Source organism: Microbulbifer maximicatervae (SeqCode) (genome assembly GCF_052467325.1).
The window spans coordinates 63,050-79,983 of record NZ_CP174310.1; the positions used below are offsets into that span (position 1 = coordinate 63,050).

Below are 16,934 nucleotides of genomic sequence, written 5' to 3' on the forward strand. Positions count from 1 at the left end.
GTAATCGGTTTACCTCTGTGCCAGCGTATGGTTGTAGGTAGAGAGAAAGTATTTGAATATCGCTGCCTGAGGGATGCTTTTCAACATTCCCACAGGCGTATAGTAAGCGATTTTGGTTGTAGCGAGGGAGATCAGTTGGCCCACTCGGAATTGCGTTTGCGCGGGCGCACATGGGGGGCAATCATCGCCAGAATAGCGCCTAATACAACGGATAGGGCACCGTACACTTGCCACTTGCGGGCATCGCTACCGGACAGACGCTGAATTTCCGCTTCCGCCATGCTTTTTTCCTGTTTCAGTAATTCGTACTGATGCAGGAGTTTTTGATGGCGATCGTTGAGCGAAATTGCGTCGGCAGAAAGGGATTTCAGGCTCTTGAGTTCGGCGGCCAATTCCTGGCTCTGCTGCTGGGCAGAGGTCAGGGCGCTATTCAGTTCGCCGTTTTCTGTCTCCAGCCGGCGAACTTCTCCCCCCAGGTTACCTTCCATTTTTTCAAAGCGGGCCAGGTTGGCTTCTGCAGTTGCCAGCTTTAGTTTTGCCACGGGCTCACTGACCAAGTATTGGCGTCTGATCCATCCCTCAGTGCCGTTGGGGGTGCGCACTTTTGCCCAGCCGTCCGAGGCGGCATCTTCGAGTAGGGCTAGTTCGGTACCACTGGCCAGGCCGCGGTGCAGAATCCGGAATTCATTGCCTTTGCCGGAGCGCATGGGCACGTGAAGTTGGTCGGTAATATAGCGGGTCTCCGCTGCAAGTGCCGCTGGCGCTGAGTTCAACAGCGCTACAGCGAGTACACCGGACAGTAATTTCTTCATTGTGATGCAGCTTTTTGGTTAGAGTTTTTATCAGGGCAGTACAAGCTTGTAGGGCTTGACTGTAACCGATGCATAGACGCCTGCTTCGATATAGGGGTCACTGTCAGCCCAGGCTTTGGCCTCCTCCAAAGAGGGGAATTCAGCAATTACCAGACTGCCGGTAAAGCCGGCTTCACCGGGCTCTTCGCTGTCGATGCTGGGATTTGGGCCGGCGGCCAGGAGACGACCTTCATCTTTTAGAAGGTTGAGTCGAGCCAAATGACCGGCGCGGGCTTTTTTGCGTAAAGGGAGACTATCGCTAACATCTTCACTGATGATTGCGTACCACATTGTTTTTAATGCTCTTGTTAGTTTTTTTTAAGGTGTTATTGCGCAACCATCACTTCTTCCAGTTTCAGCCCGGTCAGCTTGCCGATACGGGAGAACAGGAAAAAGAGTGCACCCATCAGAATCAGGGTTGATGGGATCGCAATAACCAGATATCCATAGGCGGTCATTTCGCCAAGTTCGGTGTTATAGGCCTCTGTGCCCGGCGGGCTGGTGACGATCATTTTGGCGAGAATGTAATTCAGTGCCGAGGAGAAAAAGAATGACCCGGCAACGATCCATGAAGTCTGGCGCAAGGTGCGGTCGAAGGCTGGTTGGTTACCATTGGCCTGTAATGACTCGGCGATCTTTGTCGTATTCAGGATTTGATCGTTGTATAGCAGGGTTTTGACCAGCGGCCAGCGGGTATAAACGGATAGTGCCGTTGCAACACCCAGTAGGCCAGGGATTGCAGCTTCCTTAATCGCAATATACTGCGGGTCCAGCTTGAGCAAGCTGATGCCGCCAGTGAGCAAGATGCCAATAAACCCGAGGGCTGAGAAGAAATTGACCTTGCCCAGGCGCAGCAGGTCGCGAAGGCCATAACCCAGCGGGAAGGCCAGGGCCACTATCAATGCCCAGGTTGGGCCCAACCAGTCATCCCCGGAAAGCTTGGTCAGTATCAATGTCGGAATAATGACATTGAAGGCGATATTACTGAGAAACCCTTCCTTTTTAGGCTTCTCGGGAGATGTCGTGGTCGAATTCGTTTCGGTCATACTCAATTCCGGTGATAATGCCCGCTGGAAACTGGTGGGGCTGATTGCCCGTTCAATTTCCCCGCTGACAAAACTACTGTCAGACTTCGGCCCTGGCGAGTCACCTGTGAGTGACTGCTAGTCCGGGCCTTATCCCTGAAAACGCCGAGTGCCGCATAGACAGCGCAATAGGGCGATTGTTCCTGAAAAGACGGATATGGCGATCTTTTTCATCGTCGAACTGAGTGAGAGCCTGTTGTTGAAGACCCTTTCAGCCGATTTGAATACAGACCTGGTAGATCTGCACTGCCACAGTACCGCGTCTGACGGTATTTTAAGTCCTGCGCAGCTGGTGTCGAGAGCGAAATCCCAAGGTGTGACGATGCTCGCCCTGACCGACCACGATACGGTCGATGGTGTGCCTGAGGCTCAACAGGAAGGTGACTGTTTGGGCGTAGATGTGGTGGCGGGGATTGAGTTCTCCAGTCTTTGGGGGCGTAGACCCGTACATATTGTAGGCCTGAACATCAATCCCGAATCGGGGCCTCTGCAAGAAGCCATTCAGCTGCGTGAGCAGTTGCGCGAGGAGCGGGCAGAGCGTATCGCGGAAAAGCTGGAGAAGCGTGGCTTTAGCGGTGCCTTGGAGGGTGGGCGCGCCCTGGCGGGTGACTCCGTATTGGGTAGACCCCATTTCGCGCGATGGCTGGTGGAAGCTGGTCATATAGATGATACCGGTAAGGCGTTTAAGCGTTACTTGGGGGCTGGCAAAGTAGGAGACGTAAAGGTTGAGTGGCCCCAGTTAGGTGAGACCATCGCTACTATTCACAGTGCTGGTGGTTGTGCGGTATTGGCCCATCCGCTTAAGTACGGATTGACCCGCACACAGTTATTGCGACTGCTGGGGGCTTTTCTTGAAGAAAATGGGGATGCGATAGAGTTGCTGTGCGGTCGGCAAAACCCGACACAGACCCGAGAGTTAAAGAAATTGTTACTCTCGGCCGCGGAAGCGGCGGGCAAATCGATGCCATACTGCTCTCTTGGCAGCGATTTTCACCAGCCGGAGCAGCCCTGGCGTGAATTGGGTTGTGTCAGGTTGCCCGCAGACGTCGAGCCGGTGTGGAATCTGTGGCACACTCTGCACCGGGAACAGCGAGGTCACGTTTCGCTGCCCTAATTCCGGCTTGTGAATTGGGGGCCATCGTCCGGCTTTAAGCCTGGTGGATGGCAGTGAGGTATTTTCAATCGGTAAGGCTTTTGGGGGGCTTTGTGGCGCAGTTTTTTCAGATTCATCCGGATAATCCTCAAGGCCGCCTGATCACTCAGGCAGCAGAGATCGTCGCCCAAGGGGGCGTTATTGTTTTTCCCACCGATTCAGCTTACGCCATAGGCTGTCGACTGGGAGAGAAGCTGGCGGTTGAGCGCATTCGAGGAGTGCGCCAGCTGGACAAGCAGCACAACTTCACATTGATGTGCCGAGACCTATCGGAGCTGGCGACCTATGCCAAGGTCGACAACCAGATGTTTAGGCTGTTAAAGAATCATACGCCGGGTTCCTATACCTTTATTATGCCGGCGACCGCCGAAGTGCCGCGCAGGTTAATTCATCCGAAGCGCAAGACCATCGGTATTCGCGTGCCGGATAATCCCATCGCCCTGGCCCTGATTGAAGAATTGGGCGAGCCGTTGATGAGCTGTAGCCTGATTATGCCCGGCGAAGAACAGCCCCTAACCGAACCTTACGATATCCGCGATACCCTGGAGCACCAGGTGGAATTGGTTATCGATGGCGGTTTCTGCGGGTTGGAGCCCACCACCGTGATCGACCTGACGGGTGATGAGCCCCAACTGATTCGCCAGGGATGTGGGGCAACTGACGAAATACTCGGCTGAAAGCTGCGGCGCCGTGTATAATCGCGCGTTTGCACGATTGAGGGTGGGGCAGGGTGTCCAGTGATGAGTTACTAGCAGAGGTCGAGGAGCAAGTGCTGGCCGAGGTTGCGGCGAGCGATGATGAAGCTCCTGCCCAGGCTGGCGATGCGGAATCGCAGGGCCAGGACTCGGATGAGGATTCCCCCCTGGCCTTGGTGCAGGGCGAAATCTTTAACGACCTCCCGCAGGATCTCTTTATTCCACCAGATGCTTTGGAAGTTGTTCTGGAGGCTTTCGAGGGACCTCTGGATCTCCTGCTATACCTGATTCGCCGCCAAAACCTGGATATTCTCGAGATCAACGTCTCCGACATCACCCATCAATATATGGCGTATGTGGAGATGATGACCGCAATTCGCTTTGACTTGGCCGCCGAGTATCTGGTAATGGCCGCCATGTTAGCGGAAATAAAGTCGCGGATGTTGTTGCCGCGACCGCCGGAAGCGGAGGAGGAAGAGGGCGAGGACCCCCGCGCGGCTCTGATTCGCCGTTTGCAGGAGTATGAGCGTTTCAAAACTGCGGCTGAGGATCTCGATGAAATCCCCCGTGTTGGCCGGGATGTCCATCAGGCCAACGCAGAGGCTCCCGATCGCAGCATCACACGCCCCGACCCTGAAATTGACTTGAAAGAAGTCCTGGTCGCCCTGGCTGATGTGCTGCGGCGTGCGGATATGTTTGAGAGCCACCAGGTTGAGCGGGAGAAGTTGTCCACCCGCGAGCGTATGACCCAGGTGCTGGATAAGATCCGCCACGGCCAGTTTGTGCCATTTGTCAGCCTGTTTACCGTTGAGGAGGGTCGCCTCGGTGTCGTAGTGACCTTCCTGGCAGTGATGGAGCTGGTAAAAGAGTCTCTGGTGGAGCTGGTGCAGAATGAAGCTTTTGGCCCGATCCACGTGCGTGCTCGCGCTGCTACCCACAGCAGTGAAAGCGAAGACGGTACTGACCGCGAGCTTGAGGATCAGACTCTCGAAGAGATTGAAGGTCCAGAGGACGCTGTAGAGGCCTCGGATAAAGCGTCGGAAATGTATTCGAGTTAGAAAATAGAAGATGACAATCGCCCCCGAATTACTGCGCAAAATCGTCGAAGGCGCCCTGTTGGCCGCTGGCCAGCCTCTCAGTGAAGAAAAACTGTTGTCTTTGCTGGACGAGGAAGAGCAACCCTCCAAGACTACCCTGAGAGATGTGCTTGAAGAAATCGCCCAGAGTTGTGCTGACCGAGGGTTTGAACTGAAGAAAGTCGCGAGTGGTTGGCGTTTTCAAGTGCCGGAAGACCTGGCTCCATGGGTGAATCGGCTGTGGGAGGAAAAGGCGCAACGGTATTCCCGTGCAACCTTGGAGACCCTCGCCATTATCGCTTATCGACAGCCGGTAACCCGTGGTGATATCGAGGATATCCGCGGCGTTGCGGTGAGTTCGCATATTGTTAAAACCCTGCTGGAGCGCGGTTGGATTAAAGTTGTGGGGCAGCGGGACGTGCCCGGTAAGCCGTCTCTCTACGCAACAACCCGGGAGTTTCTCGATTATTTTAATTTGAGCACCCTGGATGATTTGCCGACTCTGGCGGAGATCCGCGATATCGAGAGTCTGAACCAGATTCTGGAGCAGGAAGGTTTGCCTCCAGAGCCGGTTCCCGAGGAGGGAGAGTCCGAGGTGGACAATGGTGCTTTGGAAGATTCTGAGTCAGAGCAAGACACCGAGGCAGAATCCTCTACTGAAGCCCCTGCGGCTGAACACGAAGATATAGACGATGCCCTGGTAGAGGCTTTGGCTGAGGAAGTTGCTGCTGAAGCATCAGGCACCGAGATCGAGACCGAGACCGAGTCTGAGCCCGGAGTAGATGCCGAAGCAGTGCTCGCCGAGACGGATGCAGAGGAAGATCCAGTGGAAACTGCGGCAGCAGAGATCCAGTGGGAAATGGAGCAGGAAGACTCTGAAGATGATTTGGAGTTGGATATAGATGTTGATCTTAGTGAAGAGAGTGAACTTCACAGTGATGAGGAAAGCAGCGCTGAATCGCCGCAAGCAGAAGAAGAGAGCGAGGACTCTCTAACGGCAACGTTACCACCCAGCAGTATGTTTGCCGAAGACGACACAGCTGAAGAGGTCGCCGAGGAGTCGGTGGAGGCAAATGCTGATGTCGATGAAGATTCCAAAGAAGTAGTACAAGTGGAAAGCACCACCCCATGAGTGATGGTACCCCGCCAGCAGGCGAGAAATTACAGAAAGTATTAGCGCGCACCGGCCTCGGTTCGCGCCGTGAAATGGAGCGCGCAATTGATGCGGGCCGCGTAACCGTAAATGGAAAAGTGGCGGAGCTCGGCGAGCGTGTAACCGACGCGGATCATATCGAGTTTGATGGTAGCCGGCTGCCTTCGGCAGAGCAGAATCGCTGCCGGGTAATACTCTACAACAAACCGGTTGGGGAAATATGCTCCCGCCACGACCCTGAAGGCCGCCCGACGGTCTACGATCGCCTGCCGAGACTGAAAACCGGCCGCTGGATTTCTGTTGGGCGTCTGGATTTCAACACCAGTGGTTTATTGCTGTTTACCAATAGCGGAGAGCTGGCCAATAAATTAATGCACCCCTCCTCGGTAATCGACCGCGAATATTTGGTTCGAATCCAAGGCGATGTGGATGAGGAAATGAGGCGGCGTCTGCTCAAGGGCGTGTTGTTGGATGATGGGTCGGCGCGCTTTACCGACATTGTAGAGAGTGGTGGTGAAGGTAAAAACCGCTGGTTCTACTGCGTAGTGATGGAGGGCCGCAACCGCGAGGTACGTCGTCTGTGGGAGTCCCAGGGAGTTAGAGTTAGCCGCTTGAAGCGTGTGCGCTACGGCAGCGTCTTTATTCCCTCCCATGTGCGCGTCGGGCAGTGGATTGAGATGGAGCCCCGCGAGATCGATGACCTCTGCGTAACGGCGGGAATGCCGAAACTGGGCCAGCGCCCATTGACCCAGGGTGAGAAACAAAATCTGGAGCGCCAGCGCAGGAAGTTGCGCAAGTCGCCAGCACCGGCTGCTCGGCGCAATCGGCCGAAATTAGGTTAGAAGTAAAAAAGCCCGCACTAGCGGGCTTTTTTATATATAAGGCAATGCTAAAAAATGGCAGCAGAGACATAAGTGGCGAGTGATTAACCCATAGTTTTCGAATTGAGTTTAGCCGTATATTTATTTGCAGATCTCACCCTTCACTCGTTGGCACAGCAATTTACTTTCCCTTCTTCAAAAAACACTGAACTGCCGAAAGTGGTTTTCGGTACACCCGCAGTGTCCGGATTTTCATTTTTCTATTTTTATTAATTAATAATATTTCGACAGTTTGTCGAGTCCTGTAAGAAATATAGAAAATATCAAATGTTGTGAATTCAGTCCGTAGGCTTCCACAATTCATTCACTTTTGCGGGCTACTTTTTTGATTTTTACGGCATTAAGTAATGCATAAAAAATTAAGTGAGTTTTTTTGACGATTTTTTATGGTTTTCTCGATTTTTTTTGTGGTTGTGAAAGGTTGATAAAGTCCCTGTATTTTTTGTTGATGGTTGTTGGGTGCTCTTTTAAAGCTTTTCTTGTAAGTGTTTTGCTTGATTATCGAAAAATGATTGTACACATGAGCGCTTTTTGAGTGCTTCTTCTGGTGGGGTGGTCTGATTGTGGGTGTGTTGCTTCGATTGCTCCATCCCGAGCGCCAATTTGTTGTTTGCCTTGTCTTTTCGGTGTAAGGAGGTGTGTTGTGTCGGGTTGGGTTTTTTGACTGTATTGAGCGGTCAGATTTCCTGTCGATATTTAATGATATGAAGTTATTTCTTTATAAATAAAAAATAAGGAGTGGTTTTGTGAAGCTAAAAAGCTATTTTGCGACTGGGGTTTTGTCCTGGCTGAGCGTTGCGAGTGCCGTGGCGCAACAGTTCCCCGAGCGTGAATATGATGCAGAAGGTGATGCGCTGAACTCTGCTTATACAGTCTCAGAAGAGGGGTGGATTCTAAATACAGATAGAGAGCGTGCTCGCTATATTTTCAAGAGCAACGGCAATCGCCGGGTGCTGGTGAATGTCCAGAGGATTGAATCGGTCAGGGTTAATGGAAAAGAGTACACGAAGATTACTGCCTCAGGTATTCCCAATTATCAGATTGATATCACTCGGGAAATATTTGATTCACTTGTTAATCGTCCCAAAGCATTTTCCGACTTCCTCAATGGTTATCCCTCTGTTGAAGTGGGGGATAGCGTCAGCTTTGCTCAGGATATTGGCTATCGCAGCAACGACACTTGCGCTGCTGGGGCAGGTTACGGTTTTTGGCCACCGGGACCCGTCTGCCCGGAAGAAGTTTCCCACGAGGGCTATTTCCCGGTAGAGCCGGAAGTGGCAACAGAACCCTGTGAATCAGGTCTTGGTGCTCAGGGGTATTGGGTCAACGGCACCTCTATTTATCAATGGAGTGACGGGCAGAGGGTCAACAATATCTGGCACACCCTGGCTCCTGTAGCCGAATTGTACGATGTGGATATTTGTGCGGGCCACGCGGCAAATGGCGACTATCACCACCATGTTTATAGTAATTGTCTGGCAGATATTGTCGGTGATACTGCTGATGGGCACTCTCCCATCTATGGGTATACCGCCGATGGCTACGCTATCTATGGTCCATGGGAGGATGCTGGTGTATTGGCAAAAAGTAGCTGGGCAATTCGCAATTACGATAACCCGAATTCAGCTACGGGTTGCGGTGTTGCCGGTCGGCGCAACTGTTTGTTAGTTGATGAATACAATGTCGATCGCGGCGTTACATATACGAATTACGCAGGCCCTGATACCAGTGATAGCTATACATCCCCCTCTGGCAATCAGTTTGAGACTGTCTCAGGTTTCTTTTACGAGGATTACTACTGGGATGAAAGTTTGACTGATCGGGGCGGGGCCTATCTCGATCAATTCAACGGTCACAGCGATAATCAGCGCGGCTACCATTATCATTTGACGGTGACTGAGGATAGTAGCGGCCAATTGATTCCAGCTTTCCCGTATACGTTTGGCCCGCGTTTTGCTGGCAAGTTGGATAGCGAGGGAGTCGTGAATCGCTGCTGGGAGTATTAACTCATATTTAATCTAGGGGGCCTCTGACAGCCAGGGGCATTACGGAGTTATTCAGAGGCTCCTACAGGAGTAAATATTCAATGAAAATGCATTGGTATTTTATCACCGGGGTTTTGCTCTTGGGCGCAGCTGTTCCGGTGTCGTCACAGGTGGCCCAGACAAATTCTCACGCGGGACACAATGGCGATCAGCACCCCCTGATTGAGATACCGGTACATGTCGCAGTGCCCAGGATTGAGCTGGATATCAGTCGGGATGACCTGTCGGGCTACAACCTCCATATTGATTACGATCGGTTTGAACTGGAATCCCCGCGCTTTGCCGGTGAGGAAGGTGAGCCATTTTTGGAGGGGCATGCACATTTATATATTAATGGCAGCAAGGTCCAGCGACTTTATGCTGCAGATCTGCATATTCCAGAAAAATTATTGCAGTCCGGGTTTAATCAAATTACCGTGACCTTTAACGCCCACGACCACAGTACCTGGAGTCGTGGGGGAAAGCGGATCTTGGCGACTCTGTTTATCCGGCGCGATAAGCCGGAGCTGGTAGTGCACCACTTCTCCAGCTCTCCAATCCGATAAAGCCCTGGGCGGCTACCTGGAAAGGAGGCCGCTGCAGGAGCTGCGCGGAGGGCTATTGTGGGGTTGCGGGTGTCTCTCCCGCCTCCTCCTCATTTTGATTGCGCAATTCATTGGGGATGCCTTGGGGGCCATCACCCATAGCGTCATCCACATCGGACGGAATATCTGAAACTGAATCGGTAGAGGTTCCGCCGGAGTTGTTATTTTCCGGTGCGGTTTCAACCAGGTTCTTTAGTTTTTCCAATCCTTGCTCATAGGACTCTCCCACCATTTTTTTCACTGCCAGACCCATCCAGCGCTCTCTGGGGCCACCGCCGGTATCGCTGTGGAAGTTCCAGGTAAGAAGGGTGCCGCCATCCTTTGGTTCCAGCTGGAATTCTGCTGTGGCCTGGCTGCCATCGCCAAAATCCAGTTTGGTAGCGACCACAGAATCTCGTTTGCTGGCAAAGATGGTTTGACTGCCGCTTCCAGCTTTGGAGTTTTCACCGCGCCAAGTCATTTTGGCACCGACGCCTTCTTGGGGACCGCTGTACTCATAGAGTACCGAGGGGTCGATGTGGCGCCATGGGGACCACTCGTTGAATTTGTGAAAATTATTAACGTAGGGGAAAACCACTTGTGGTGGTTTGTTGATAAATACGCTGCGATGAACAGTGACTTCGCGTGGGAATAAATATCCCGCGAGCACGAGAATTACCAGGGCAATAAGAATATAAATAATCCAGCGCATAGCGGGTTCCTTTGCTATTTGCGGGTGCAAGGAAGCAACCGCCAGAAAACTCTGGCGGTAGAGATGCTTATATTAGCTGCTGCGATGCTTAATCGTCGGCAATATGTAGCAGGGGGAGCTTAATCTCAACACACAGGCCCGCATCCCGGCTGTTTTTGGCGCTGATGCTTCCCTGGTGATGCAGGATGGTGCGCTGGGCGATAGCGAGTCCCAGTCCAAAGCCACCACTTTCCCGGGTGCGTGCACTATCTGTGCGATAGAAGGGGCGGAAAATAGCCTCCAATTCCTCATCTGCCACGCCGGAACCTGAGTCAATGACTGAGATGGTGCAGGAATCTGGGGATTCTTTAATCGACACCTTGACCCGGCCGTGCTCGGGGCTGTACTTGATTGCGTTGCGCAGGATGTTCTCCAGGGCAGCGGTCAGGGAGCTGCCCCGGGTTGCGACAAGGAGCTCTTCCCCTTCGGAGTGAATTTCAAAGGATAGGTCTTTGTCAGCAGCTTCGCTGTGGAGGTCTTCCGCCAGGGCGCTTATCAGGGCATTTACTTCCACTACGTCATCCAGGGGGCGCTGCTCCTGGCTGCTAATAGGAAGTGATAGCACGTCGGCAATAATATCTTCCAGGTAATCCGCTGCCTTGCCGATTTTATCCAGTTCTGTATCGAGCCCGTTAATTTGCTTTTGGCGGGCGATGGCCAGTGCCACTTGCAGGCGCGCTAATGGCGAGCGCAGTTCGTGAGAGACATCCTTGATCAGGCGGCGCTGCTCGGACATCGACTCCTGAAGCTGGGCAGTCATGGAGTCGAAGTCCAGGGCCAGGTCAGTCAGTTCATCATTTCGAGACTTCAGGGATGGAGTCACGCGGTAATCTAGTTCGCCGGCAGCGACACGCTTAGTGGCGGCACGCAACTGTTCAAGAGGGCGGCTCAAGTAGCGGGCTAACCAGTAGCAAGCTAGACCTGAGGCAATCATGGAAAGCAGCAACATTGGCCAGAAGTTGCGCCACAGGAAGCGCAGTAATAGCCCTTCCTTGCTATCCCCAGCAACGACGACGATACGCAGGGGGTCTCCGGTGCGCAGCGGCAGGAAGAAACCTACAGTGGGCTTGTTATTTACCAGTTTGTGAGCTTCGCGATTGCGGTAATCAAGGCTGTCGATCAACGAGCCCATATTTGATGGCACTTCTCGACCGAGGATGTCGTTGCCTTGTTGATCAACCGCATAAACCCGCCGTTTGACTTTTTTGGGGGCTTTCTCGAGCCAGTGCTGGAATTGTTCGGGACCGTGACGGCGGGCGATTCGCATATTTCGCATGACTTCGCGAAATAGGGCGGGGCCCTCCCAGCGTTCCTCTTGTCGGGGATCGCCGAATTCACCGAAGTGGGTAATGTAAATGGCGGCTACAACCATCACCATGGCGGTGATCCAGGCCCCAAAGAACATTTTCCAGAAGAGACTGCGCATCGTGGAAAACCTACTGCTTGCTCTGGGTGAGCATATATCCGGCACCTCGGATGTTGATAATTAGGTCGCGGCTGGCACCTTTATCCGCGAGCTTCTTGCGAATGTTACTGACATGGACATCGATTGAGCGGTCGTAGGGCATCAGCTTACGGCCAAGGGCACTTTCAGTGAGAACCTCTTTGCCAACCACTTCGCCGGCATGCTGAACCAGTACCTTGAGCACGGCGAACTCTGCGCCGGTCAGAGCCAAAGCTTGATCATTCCAATAGCCCTGATGCTCTGCAGGCAGTAGTCGAATCTGGCCGCTGCTAAGACTGTCGTCGCTTTCTTCAGCTTCGACTCGGCCGCGGCGGAGCACTGCACGCAGTCGGGCCGCCAACTCCCTGGGATTGCAAGGTTTGGGCAGGTAGTCATCGGCACCCATTTCAAGGCCGACGATACGATCTACAGTGTCTCCTTTTGCAGTGAGCATCAAAACCGGCAGGGAGCGACTTGCTGCTGATGCCTCCTCCCTAAGTTTGCGTAGTACTTCAAAGCCATTGTGAACGGGCAGCATGACGTCCAGAACCAGAGCGTCAAAACTCTCGCTCTGAGCGAGCTCTAGCCCCCGGCCACCATCATTGGCAGCGGTTACTTGAAAACCCTCTCCGGTAAGGTACTCCCTTAGTAAGTCGGTGAGTTCGGTGTCATCGTCGATTAAAAGGATGCGGCTCATGGCGTTCTCTCAGTTTCTGTGTGGCCATTATATGCAAAGCGCTGGCGCTGGTTACCGCTGGGGATAGGGCTTTTTACCGTTCTTAACAAATGTTTACCGGCGTTTTCCCCCGTTTACACAAGCTGGGCTTACTATGTAGTCACTGAACGCGAACATGAGGACGAAGGGATGAAACACTGGAAACAAGCAATGGGAAGCTTGGCTTTGGTAGGTGTTCTGGTTGCCCCAGCGGCACTAGCTTTCGGAGGTAGTGAAGGTGATCAGGGGCGCGGATTTGAATATATGGTCCGCCAGCTTGAGCTGACCGAGGGTCAGCAGGCACAGTTAAAAGCTAACCGGGAAAGTAACCGCGAGGCGAGGATGGCACAGCACGAGCAAATGATCGAGCTGCGCAGGCAAATAGATGCGGCAATTGAGTCCGGTGCTGATCAAGCAACACTGGACCAGCTGGGTGACGAGCTCGGCAAGCTAAAGCTTCAGGAAATGCAAAACCGCAACAAAATGAAAGAACAGTTTAAGTCCATTCTAACTGATGAGCAGAAGGCCAAGTTAGAGCAGATTAAGAGCGAACGCAAAGCACGCCAAATGAAACGGCGTAGTGAAAGCTCTGCTAGCCAGGATACTGAGTCCTAGGCCCCCCAACCAACGACTCCTTGTGCGATCCGCTGGGTGCACCCTTCCCCAAGGCCCAGCAGGTTCATAACCCTTAGCCCCCGCTGCCCCGGGGGCATTTTTCTTTATACCTTCCGAAATCTGATCCAATAGGTAACTTGCTGAGCCCGGTTATTGCTGGGAGAATACGCCGCCTTGTAATTCAGTATGTAGCGGCCCGGATTGGGCGGAGAGGGTTGACTGTGAGTAAAATCGGCTTGTTCTATGGCAGTGATGAGGGTAATACCGAGTCTGTAGCTTTGCGTATTCGCGCCCGCCTAGGCGAAAGCAATGTAGACCTGTTTGATGTTGCTGATGTCACCCAGCTGGATATTGCTAACTACCAACATCTTATTTTTGGAATTCCTACCTGGGACTTTGGTCAGATTCAATCTGATTGGGAAGAGTTCTGGGAGGATGTGCAGGAAATTGATTTTACCGGTAAGACGGTTGCTCTATTTGGCCTGGGAGACCAGTTTGGGTACGGTGATTATTTCCTGGACGCGATGGGTATGCTTCACGATGTTATTGTGGAAAAGGGAGCCACTATAGTTGGTCTATGGTCCACGGAAGGCTATGAATATGAAGCCTCAAAGGCTGAGGTGGAAGGTGAATCAAAATTTGTCGGTCTGGCTATTGATGAAGACCAGCAGGAAGAGATGACCGCAGAGCGGTTGAATCGCTGGTGTCAGCAAATAGCTGAAGAGTTTGAGCTTGGCAGCGATGCTCTTGAGCTGGATGACTGATTCGCAATGAAAAGCTCCCTGTTATTCAGTGAATTTTGGCCTTGGCTGACAGAGCATACAAATTGTATTGTCAGGGCCGGGAGTAGTGATTCGGTAGTATACGATGATGATGACTACCACTGGCGCTTCACTGCTGAAGATGCTCGTACCAAGCTAGTTCAGGTAATGCGCGGTAAACGACCTGTCGCCGAGCTGTTTATTGAGCCTGAACATATAGCTGCTGTACGTATTTCTCCCGGGGAGCGGGGAGAGTACAACTTTGACCTGATAGCCGAAGTCCAGGGGCGCGAGCAGGTTGTTTATTACTTTGTTCTGACCCACTCACTGGAAGATGTGGATACGAAGCAAAATCCCTCCTCAGCCGCTCTCCATTAAAACCTCTGAATATTGTGGAAGTTATACAAGTTAGCCTTGTATAACTTCCGGAATAAATTTCTAATTTAAATGCTGCCCAACTCTCTTAATTCCCCAAATAACGATTAATTTGAAAAGTTGTTTACAGGCAGTACATTTTTAATTTGTATTTATTATAAAAATGCGCTTATAGAGAGTTCTTAACAAAGGTTTACTACAGTTATCCCCTGTTTACACGGCGCCCACTTACTATGTACTTACTGAATGCAAACGAGAGGGTTGAATGATGAAAAACTGGAGAACTGTAGTAGGTAGTTTGGCTTTGGCTGGCGTTGTAGCTGTACCAGCCGTTAGCATGGCATGTGATGGTAAAGGACGTATGGATGGTCGCGGTCATGGTCCAGAAAAAATTGCTAAAGAACTGGATCTGACAGAAGCTCAAAAGGATCAACTGAAAGAGCTTCGTGATTCCAACCGTGAAGGAAAAATAGCTAAGCGCGAAGAAATGCACAAAGCGTATGAAGAGCTACGTGAAGCAATTCGTGCCGGTGCGGATCAGCAGACACTGGCAAGCCTGGGAGCCGAGATTGGCAAACTGGAAGTCGCTAAAATGCAGGGCCGCAACCAGATGCGCACTCAATTTGAATCTGTATTAACAGATGAACAGCTGGCCAAATTGGAAACCTTGAAGGCTGAAAAAAAAGATCGTCATATGAAGAAATGGAAGGCATATCACGATCACGGTTGAGTGAGATTCATTTTGAAGTGATCGCGAAACCGAAAATATGTAGCCCCTGGTTGTTTGGGGCTACATTCTCAGTTTATTACTCTATCCTCTGCTAGGCTGCTTTTCGGCTGCCCCGATACCTATATGCTCGTCTAAAAACTCAAGAAGTTCCGTGTAGAGTTTCATATTATTTTCTTCAGTATAGAACCCGTGCCCTTCTCTTTTTACAAACAGAGTTTTAACAGGCTTGTTCATTTTTTTGAACTCTTTCACCATGGCTTTAGCGTGTTCAAAGGGAGCCCGTTGGTCTTCTTCGCCATGAATCAAAAATATCGGCAAATTGAGCTTTTCTAAGCTATAAAGGGGGGAGTTCTCGTTGAGGAAGTTTTCATCCCGGCTGAGTTCTCGGTTTAAGTATGCAATTCCGCGATCCCTCTGCTTGATATCTCCTTTTGTATACATCATTTCTAAGTTATATATACCAACATAACCTGCCGCACACTTGTACAGGTTGGGGTGGCGAATAGGATTCATAAGTGCCGAGTAACCACCAAAGCTTGCACCATAAATACATATACGCTCAGGATCTGCGTAACCTTTTTCTATAGCCCATTTAACTGAGTCGGCAATATCTTGTTGAATCTTATTGCCCCATTCCTTTTCTCCAGCGGTATAGAACCCTCCACCGTATCCCGTTGAGCCACGAAAATTCATTTGCAGAACCAAGTAACCGTTCATGGATAATATTTGAGCGGTTTGATTGTAGGTCCAATAATCACGAGAATGGGGCCCTCCGTGAGGAATGACGACCATCGGCAGATTTTCTTTTTTGTTTTTGGGGAATGTTAAGTAAGTGCCAATGCGAAGCTTGTCTTCGGTTATAAATGAATCTGCAACCATTGGGTTGAGTGCTTGGGGGTCTAGCCACTCTGATGAGGAAATTAGGAAGTCAACTTTTTTGGTTTTAGTATTTACTAAGAAATAGTCTCCGGGAAGTCTATCGCCATATACCTTTAATATCCCCAAGGAACCATCAGTTGTAAAGCTTGTAAATAGAAGATTGTACCCATCAAAGGCCTTTTTTAACCCGCGGAAATATGCGGAAAATCCTTCGCCATCATCAAAGAAATATTCCTCAGGGTAGTCTGGGTAAAGATACACTCCGAGTGGTTTTAGATCTTTTGGATTGTAAATAATACCTTCGATATCTGAAATTTCATGTTGGAATACGGATTCGTATTCCATTGAATTGGTATCTACTTTAATAAGTTGTTCAGTATTGTCATTGTGATAAATCGTTAGATAGAACTCTCCGGTTTTTGGGTCTGAGCCAACAGGGGTGCCATTTTTTAATACAGGTTGGTCTACTAATTTCCAGCCATTTTCAGTCATTTGATAAAGTTGCTTATAGCTCTCTTCATTTACCCCTGTGGCAAATGCTATATTACCTTTATTATCTGTGTGGACAACTCCGTCAACCTCTGGAAGCTTAGCCACTTTTTTCTTGATACCACTGTAGATATCCAGCTCTAAAATCTCCCCAATAGCTTCTTGGTTTTGAGCCCATGGACGAGTGGATATCAATATTTTTTTATCTTTATGGATTAGAGGGTCCACCAAGTCAGCGTGTGCATATGTGGCTTTAGCTTTTTTGAAACGAGTGCCAGTTTGCATCTCCCCACTTGAGTGGCCAAAAATATTTTTGGCTTTTGTATTGTCGTAATTGATCGCATAGAGCGAACCATATGTGACAGGTGTTTCCAGTGAGGTTTGCCGGGATACTATCTCAGCAACAACCCGTTCATGGTTGGCCCAGAAAAAATCTCCTACCTCTTCCTCACCGCGAAAACGTAAAAGACCTGTAACTTTCCTTGTTTCCAAGGACATAAAAATGAGAACCCTCTCACCCTCATGGAGCTTTCGAATTGCTATATGCGTACCAGTTGGTGAGATTTTAACTTCTTGTATATCAGCATGACGTATCAAGTCATTCAGGGGGATTTGGCTGGAGAAGACAAAGGTGGGCCAGAGAAATAATAGAAATATTAGTTTGCGCATGATC

19 protein-coding genes are annotated in these 16,934 nt (G+C 50.8%); 12 read left to right on the plus strand and 7 right to left on the minus strand.

All coding sequences use genetic code 11. The features are described 5' to 3' along the window. Positions 1-131 precede the first annotated feature (131 nt). The 3 genes from ACJJIE_RS00525 to ACJJIE_RS00535 are packed head-to-tail and all read right to left on the minus strand — an operon-like array spanning position 132 to position 1,897. The gene (locus ACJJIE_RS00525) at positions 132-812 is read right to left on the minus strand and encodes a TIGR04211 family SH3 domain-containing protein (RefSeq protein ID WP_282933705.1); all 681 of its coding nucleotides are present in this window, start codon (positions 810-812) and stop codon (positions 132-134) included. A 30-nt stretch (positions 813-842) separates the two neighbouring features. Continuing rightward, complete coding sequence (locus tag ACJJIE_RS00530; RefSeq protein WP_108734042.1) at positions 843-1,142, minus strand: YciI family protein; 300 nt, start codon at positions 1,140-1,142, stop codon at positions 843-845. A 35-nt stretch (positions 1,143-1,177) separates the two neighbouring features. Next, positions 1,178-1,897 (minus strand): VC0807 family protein, encoded by a 720-nt coding sequence (locus ACJJIE_RS00535; protein WP_282933704.1) that lies wholly within the window; start codon positions 1,895-1,897, stop codon positions 1,178-1,180. Between ACJJIE_RS00535 and ACJJIE_RS00540 the strand changes: the two genes are divergently transcribed. From ACJJIE_RS00540 to ACJJIE_RS00575, 8 genes are all read left to right on the plus strand, one after another. Next, complete coding sequence (locus tag ACJJIE_RS00540; protein ID WP_282933703.1) at positions 1,875-2,018, plus strand: hypothetical protein; 144 nt, start codon at positions 1,875-1,877, stop codon at positions 2,016-2,018. The two genes, ACJJIE_RS00535 and ACJJIE_RS00540, sit on opposite strands and share 23 nt — an antisense overlap. Before the next feature lie 27 nt (positions 2,019-2,045). Continuing rightward, the gene (locus ACJJIE_RS00545) at positions 2,046-3,050 is read left to right on the plus strand and encodes a PHP domain-containing protein (RefSeq protein ID WP_444893165.1); all 1,005 of its coding nucleotides are present in this window, start codon (positions 2,046-2,048) and stop codon (positions 3,048-3,050) included. 92 nt (positions 3,051-3,142) lie between these two features. After that, positions 3,143-3,766 carry an L-threonylcarbamoyladenylate synthase gene (locus tag ACJJIE_RS00550; protein WP_282933701.1) on the plus strand — a complete coding sequence of 208 codons (624 nt, stop codon included), beginning with the start codon at positions 3,143-3,145 and terminating at the stop codon, positions 3,764-3,766. A 53-nt stretch (positions 3,767-3,819) separates the two neighbouring features. Then, positions 3,820-4,842 carry a segregation and condensation protein A gene (locus ACJJIE_RS00555; protein ID WP_444893166.1) on the plus strand — a complete coding sequence of 341 codons (1,023 nt, stop codon included), beginning with the start codon at positions 3,820-3,822 and terminating at the stop codon, positions 4,840-4,842. A 10-nt stretch (positions 4,843-4,852) separates the two neighbouring features. Continuing rightward, the gene (gene scpB / locus ACJJIE_RS00560; protein WP_444893167.1) at positions 4,853-5,992 is read left to right on the plus strand and encodes an SMC-Scp complex subunit ScpB; all 1,140 of its coding nucleotides are present in this window, start codon (positions 4,853-4,855) and stop codon (positions 5,990-5,992) included. After that, complete coding sequence (gene rluB, locus ACJJIE_RS00565) at positions 5,989-6,855, plus strand: 23S rRNA pseudouridine(2605) synthase RluB (protein ID WP_282933698.1); 867 nt, start codon at positions 5,989-5,991, stop codon at positions 6,853-6,855. Before scpB ends, rluB begins: the two co-directional genes overlap by 4 nt. A 785-nt stretch (positions 6,856-7,640) precedes the next feature. Next, positions 7,641-8,900: a YHYH protein gene (locus tag ACJJIE_RS00570; protein WP_444893168.1), complete on the plus strand. Its 1,260-nt coding sequence runs from the start codon at positions 7,641-7,643 to the stop codon at positions 8,898-8,900. A gap of 80 nt (positions 8,901-8,980) precedes the next feature. Next, on the plus strand, positions 8,981-9,484 hold the full coding sequence (locus ACJJIE_RS00575) for a hypothetical protein (RefSeq protein ID WP_444893169.1): 504 nt from the start codon (positions 8,981-8,983) through the stop codon (positions 9,482-9,484). Between the two features lie 52 nt (positions 9,485-9,536). On the opposite strand, the gene ACJJIE_RS00580 is transcribed toward ACJJIE_RS00575, so the two are convergent. From ACJJIE_RS00580 to ACJJIE_RS00590, 3 genes are all read right to left on the minus strand, one after another. Next, a complete protein-coding gene (locus ACJJIE_RS00580) occupies positions 9,537-10,214 on the minus strand; it encodes an SRPBCC family protein (RefSeq protein ID WP_444893170.1) in 678 nt (225 codons plus the stop codon). Between the two features lie 88 nt (positions 10,215-10,302). Then, on the minus strand, positions 10,303-11,679 hold the full coding sequence (locus ACJJIE_RS00585; protein ID WP_444893171.1) for an ATP-binding protein: 1,377 nt from the start codon (positions 11,677-11,679) through the stop codon (positions 10,303-10,305). 10 nt (positions 11,680-11,689) lie between these two features. Then, positions 11,690-12,394, minus strand: coding sequence for a response regulator (locus tag ACJJIE_RS00590; protein ID WP_282933693.1), 705 nt, complete (start codon positions 12,392-12,394; stop codon positions 11,690-11,692). A gap of 168 nt (positions 12,395-12,562) precedes the next feature. Between ACJJIE_RS00590 and ACJJIE_RS00595 the strand changes: the two genes are divergently transcribed. From ACJJIE_RS00595 to ACJJIE_RS00610, 4 genes are all read left to right on the plus strand, one after another. Next, the gene (locus ACJJIE_RS00595) at positions 12,563-13,027 is read left to right on the plus strand and encodes a Spy/CpxP family protein refolding chaperone (RefSeq protein ID WP_282933692.1); all 465 of its coding nucleotides are present in this window, start codon (positions 12,563-12,565) and stop codon (positions 13,025-13,027) included. A 221-nt stretch (positions 13,028-13,248) separates the two neighbouring features. Then, complete coding sequence (locus tag ACJJIE_RS00600; RefSeq protein WP_282933691.1) at positions 13,249-13,791, plus strand: flavodoxin; 543 nt, start codon at positions 13,249-13,251, stop codon at positions 13,789-13,791. Between the two features lie 6 nt (positions 13,792-13,797). Beyond that, positions 13,798-14,166 (plus strand): hypothetical protein, encoded by a 369-nt coding sequence (locus ACJJIE_RS00605; RefSeq protein ID WP_282933690.1) that lies wholly within the window; start codon positions 13,798-13,800, stop codon positions 14,164-14,166. Positions 14,167-14,428: 262 nt separating this feature from the next. Further along, the gene (locus ACJJIE_RS00610; RefSeq protein WP_282933689.1) at positions 14,429-14,893 is read left to right on the plus strand and encodes a Spy/CpxP family protein refolding chaperone; all 465 of its coding nucleotides are present in this window, start codon (positions 14,429-14,431) and stop codon (positions 14,891-14,893) included. An 81-nt stretch (positions 14,894-14,974) separates the two neighbouring features. Here ACJJIE_RS00610 and ACJJIE_RS00615 read toward each other — a convergent pair whose 3' ends face one another. After that, positions 14,975-16,930, minus strand: coding sequence for an alpha/beta hydrolase family protein (locus tag ACJJIE_RS00615; protein WP_444893172.1), 1,956 nt, complete (start codon positions 16,928-16,930; stop codon positions 14,975-14,977). Positions 16,931-16,934 lie beyond the last annotated feature (4 nt).

Excerpts from the sequence above, each read along its gene's own strand:
- ACJJIE_RS00525 (WP_282933705.1), bottom strand. The coding sequence starts at position 812 with ATGAAGAAATTACTGTCCGGTGTACTCGCTGTAGCGCTGTTGAACTCA.
- ACJJIE_RS00530 (WP_108734042.1), bottom strand. The coding sequence starts at position 1,142 with ATGTGGTACGCAATCATCAGTGAAGATGTTAGCGATAGTCTCCCTTTA.
- ACJJIE_RS00535 (WP_282933704.1), bottom strand. The coding sequence starts at position 1,897 with ATGACCGAAACGAATTCGACCACGACATCTCCCGAGAAGCCTAAAAAG.
- scpB (WP_444893167.1), top strand. The coding sequence starts at position 4,853 with ATGACAATCGCCCCCGAATTACTGCGCAAAATCGTCGAAGGCGCCCTG.
- rluB (WP_282933698.1), top strand. The coding sequence starts at position 5,989 with ATGAGTGATGGTACCCCGCCAGCAGGCGAGAAATTACAGAAAGTATTA.
- ACJJIE_RS00575 (WP_444893169.1), top strand. The coding sequence starts at position 8,981 with ATGAAAATGCATTGGTATTTTATCACCGGGGTTTTGCTCTTGGGCGCA.
- ACJJIE_RS00580 (WP_444893170.1), bottom strand. The coding sequence starts at position 10,214 with ATGCGCTGGATTATTTATATTCTTATTGCCCTGGTAATTCTCGTGCTC.
- ACJJIE_RS00585 (WP_444893171.1), bottom strand. The coding sequence starts at position 11,679 with ATGCGCAGTCTCTTCTGGAAAATGTTCTTTGGGGCCTGGATCACCGCC.
- ACJJIE_RS00590 (WP_282933693.1), bottom strand. The coding sequence starts at position 12,394 with ATGAGCCGCATCCTTTTAATCGACGATGACACCGAACTCACCGACTTA.
- ACJJIE_RS00595 (WP_282933692.1), top strand. The coding sequence starts at position 12,563 with ATGAAACACTGGAAACAAGCAATGGGAAGCTTGGCTTTGGTAGGTGTT.
- ACJJIE_RS00605 (WP_282933690.1), top strand. The coding sequence starts at position 13,798 with ATGAAAAGCTCCCTGTTATTCAGTGAATTTTGGCCTTGGCTGACAGAG.
- ACJJIE_RS00610 (WP_282933689.1), top strand. The coding sequence starts at position 14,429 with ATGATGAAAAACTGGAGAACTGTAGTAGGTAGTTTGGCTTTGGCTGGC.
- ACJJIE_RS00615 (WP_444893172.1), bottom strand. The coding sequence starts at position 16,930 with ATGCGCAAACTAATATTTCTATTATTTCTCTGGCCCACCTTTGTCTTC.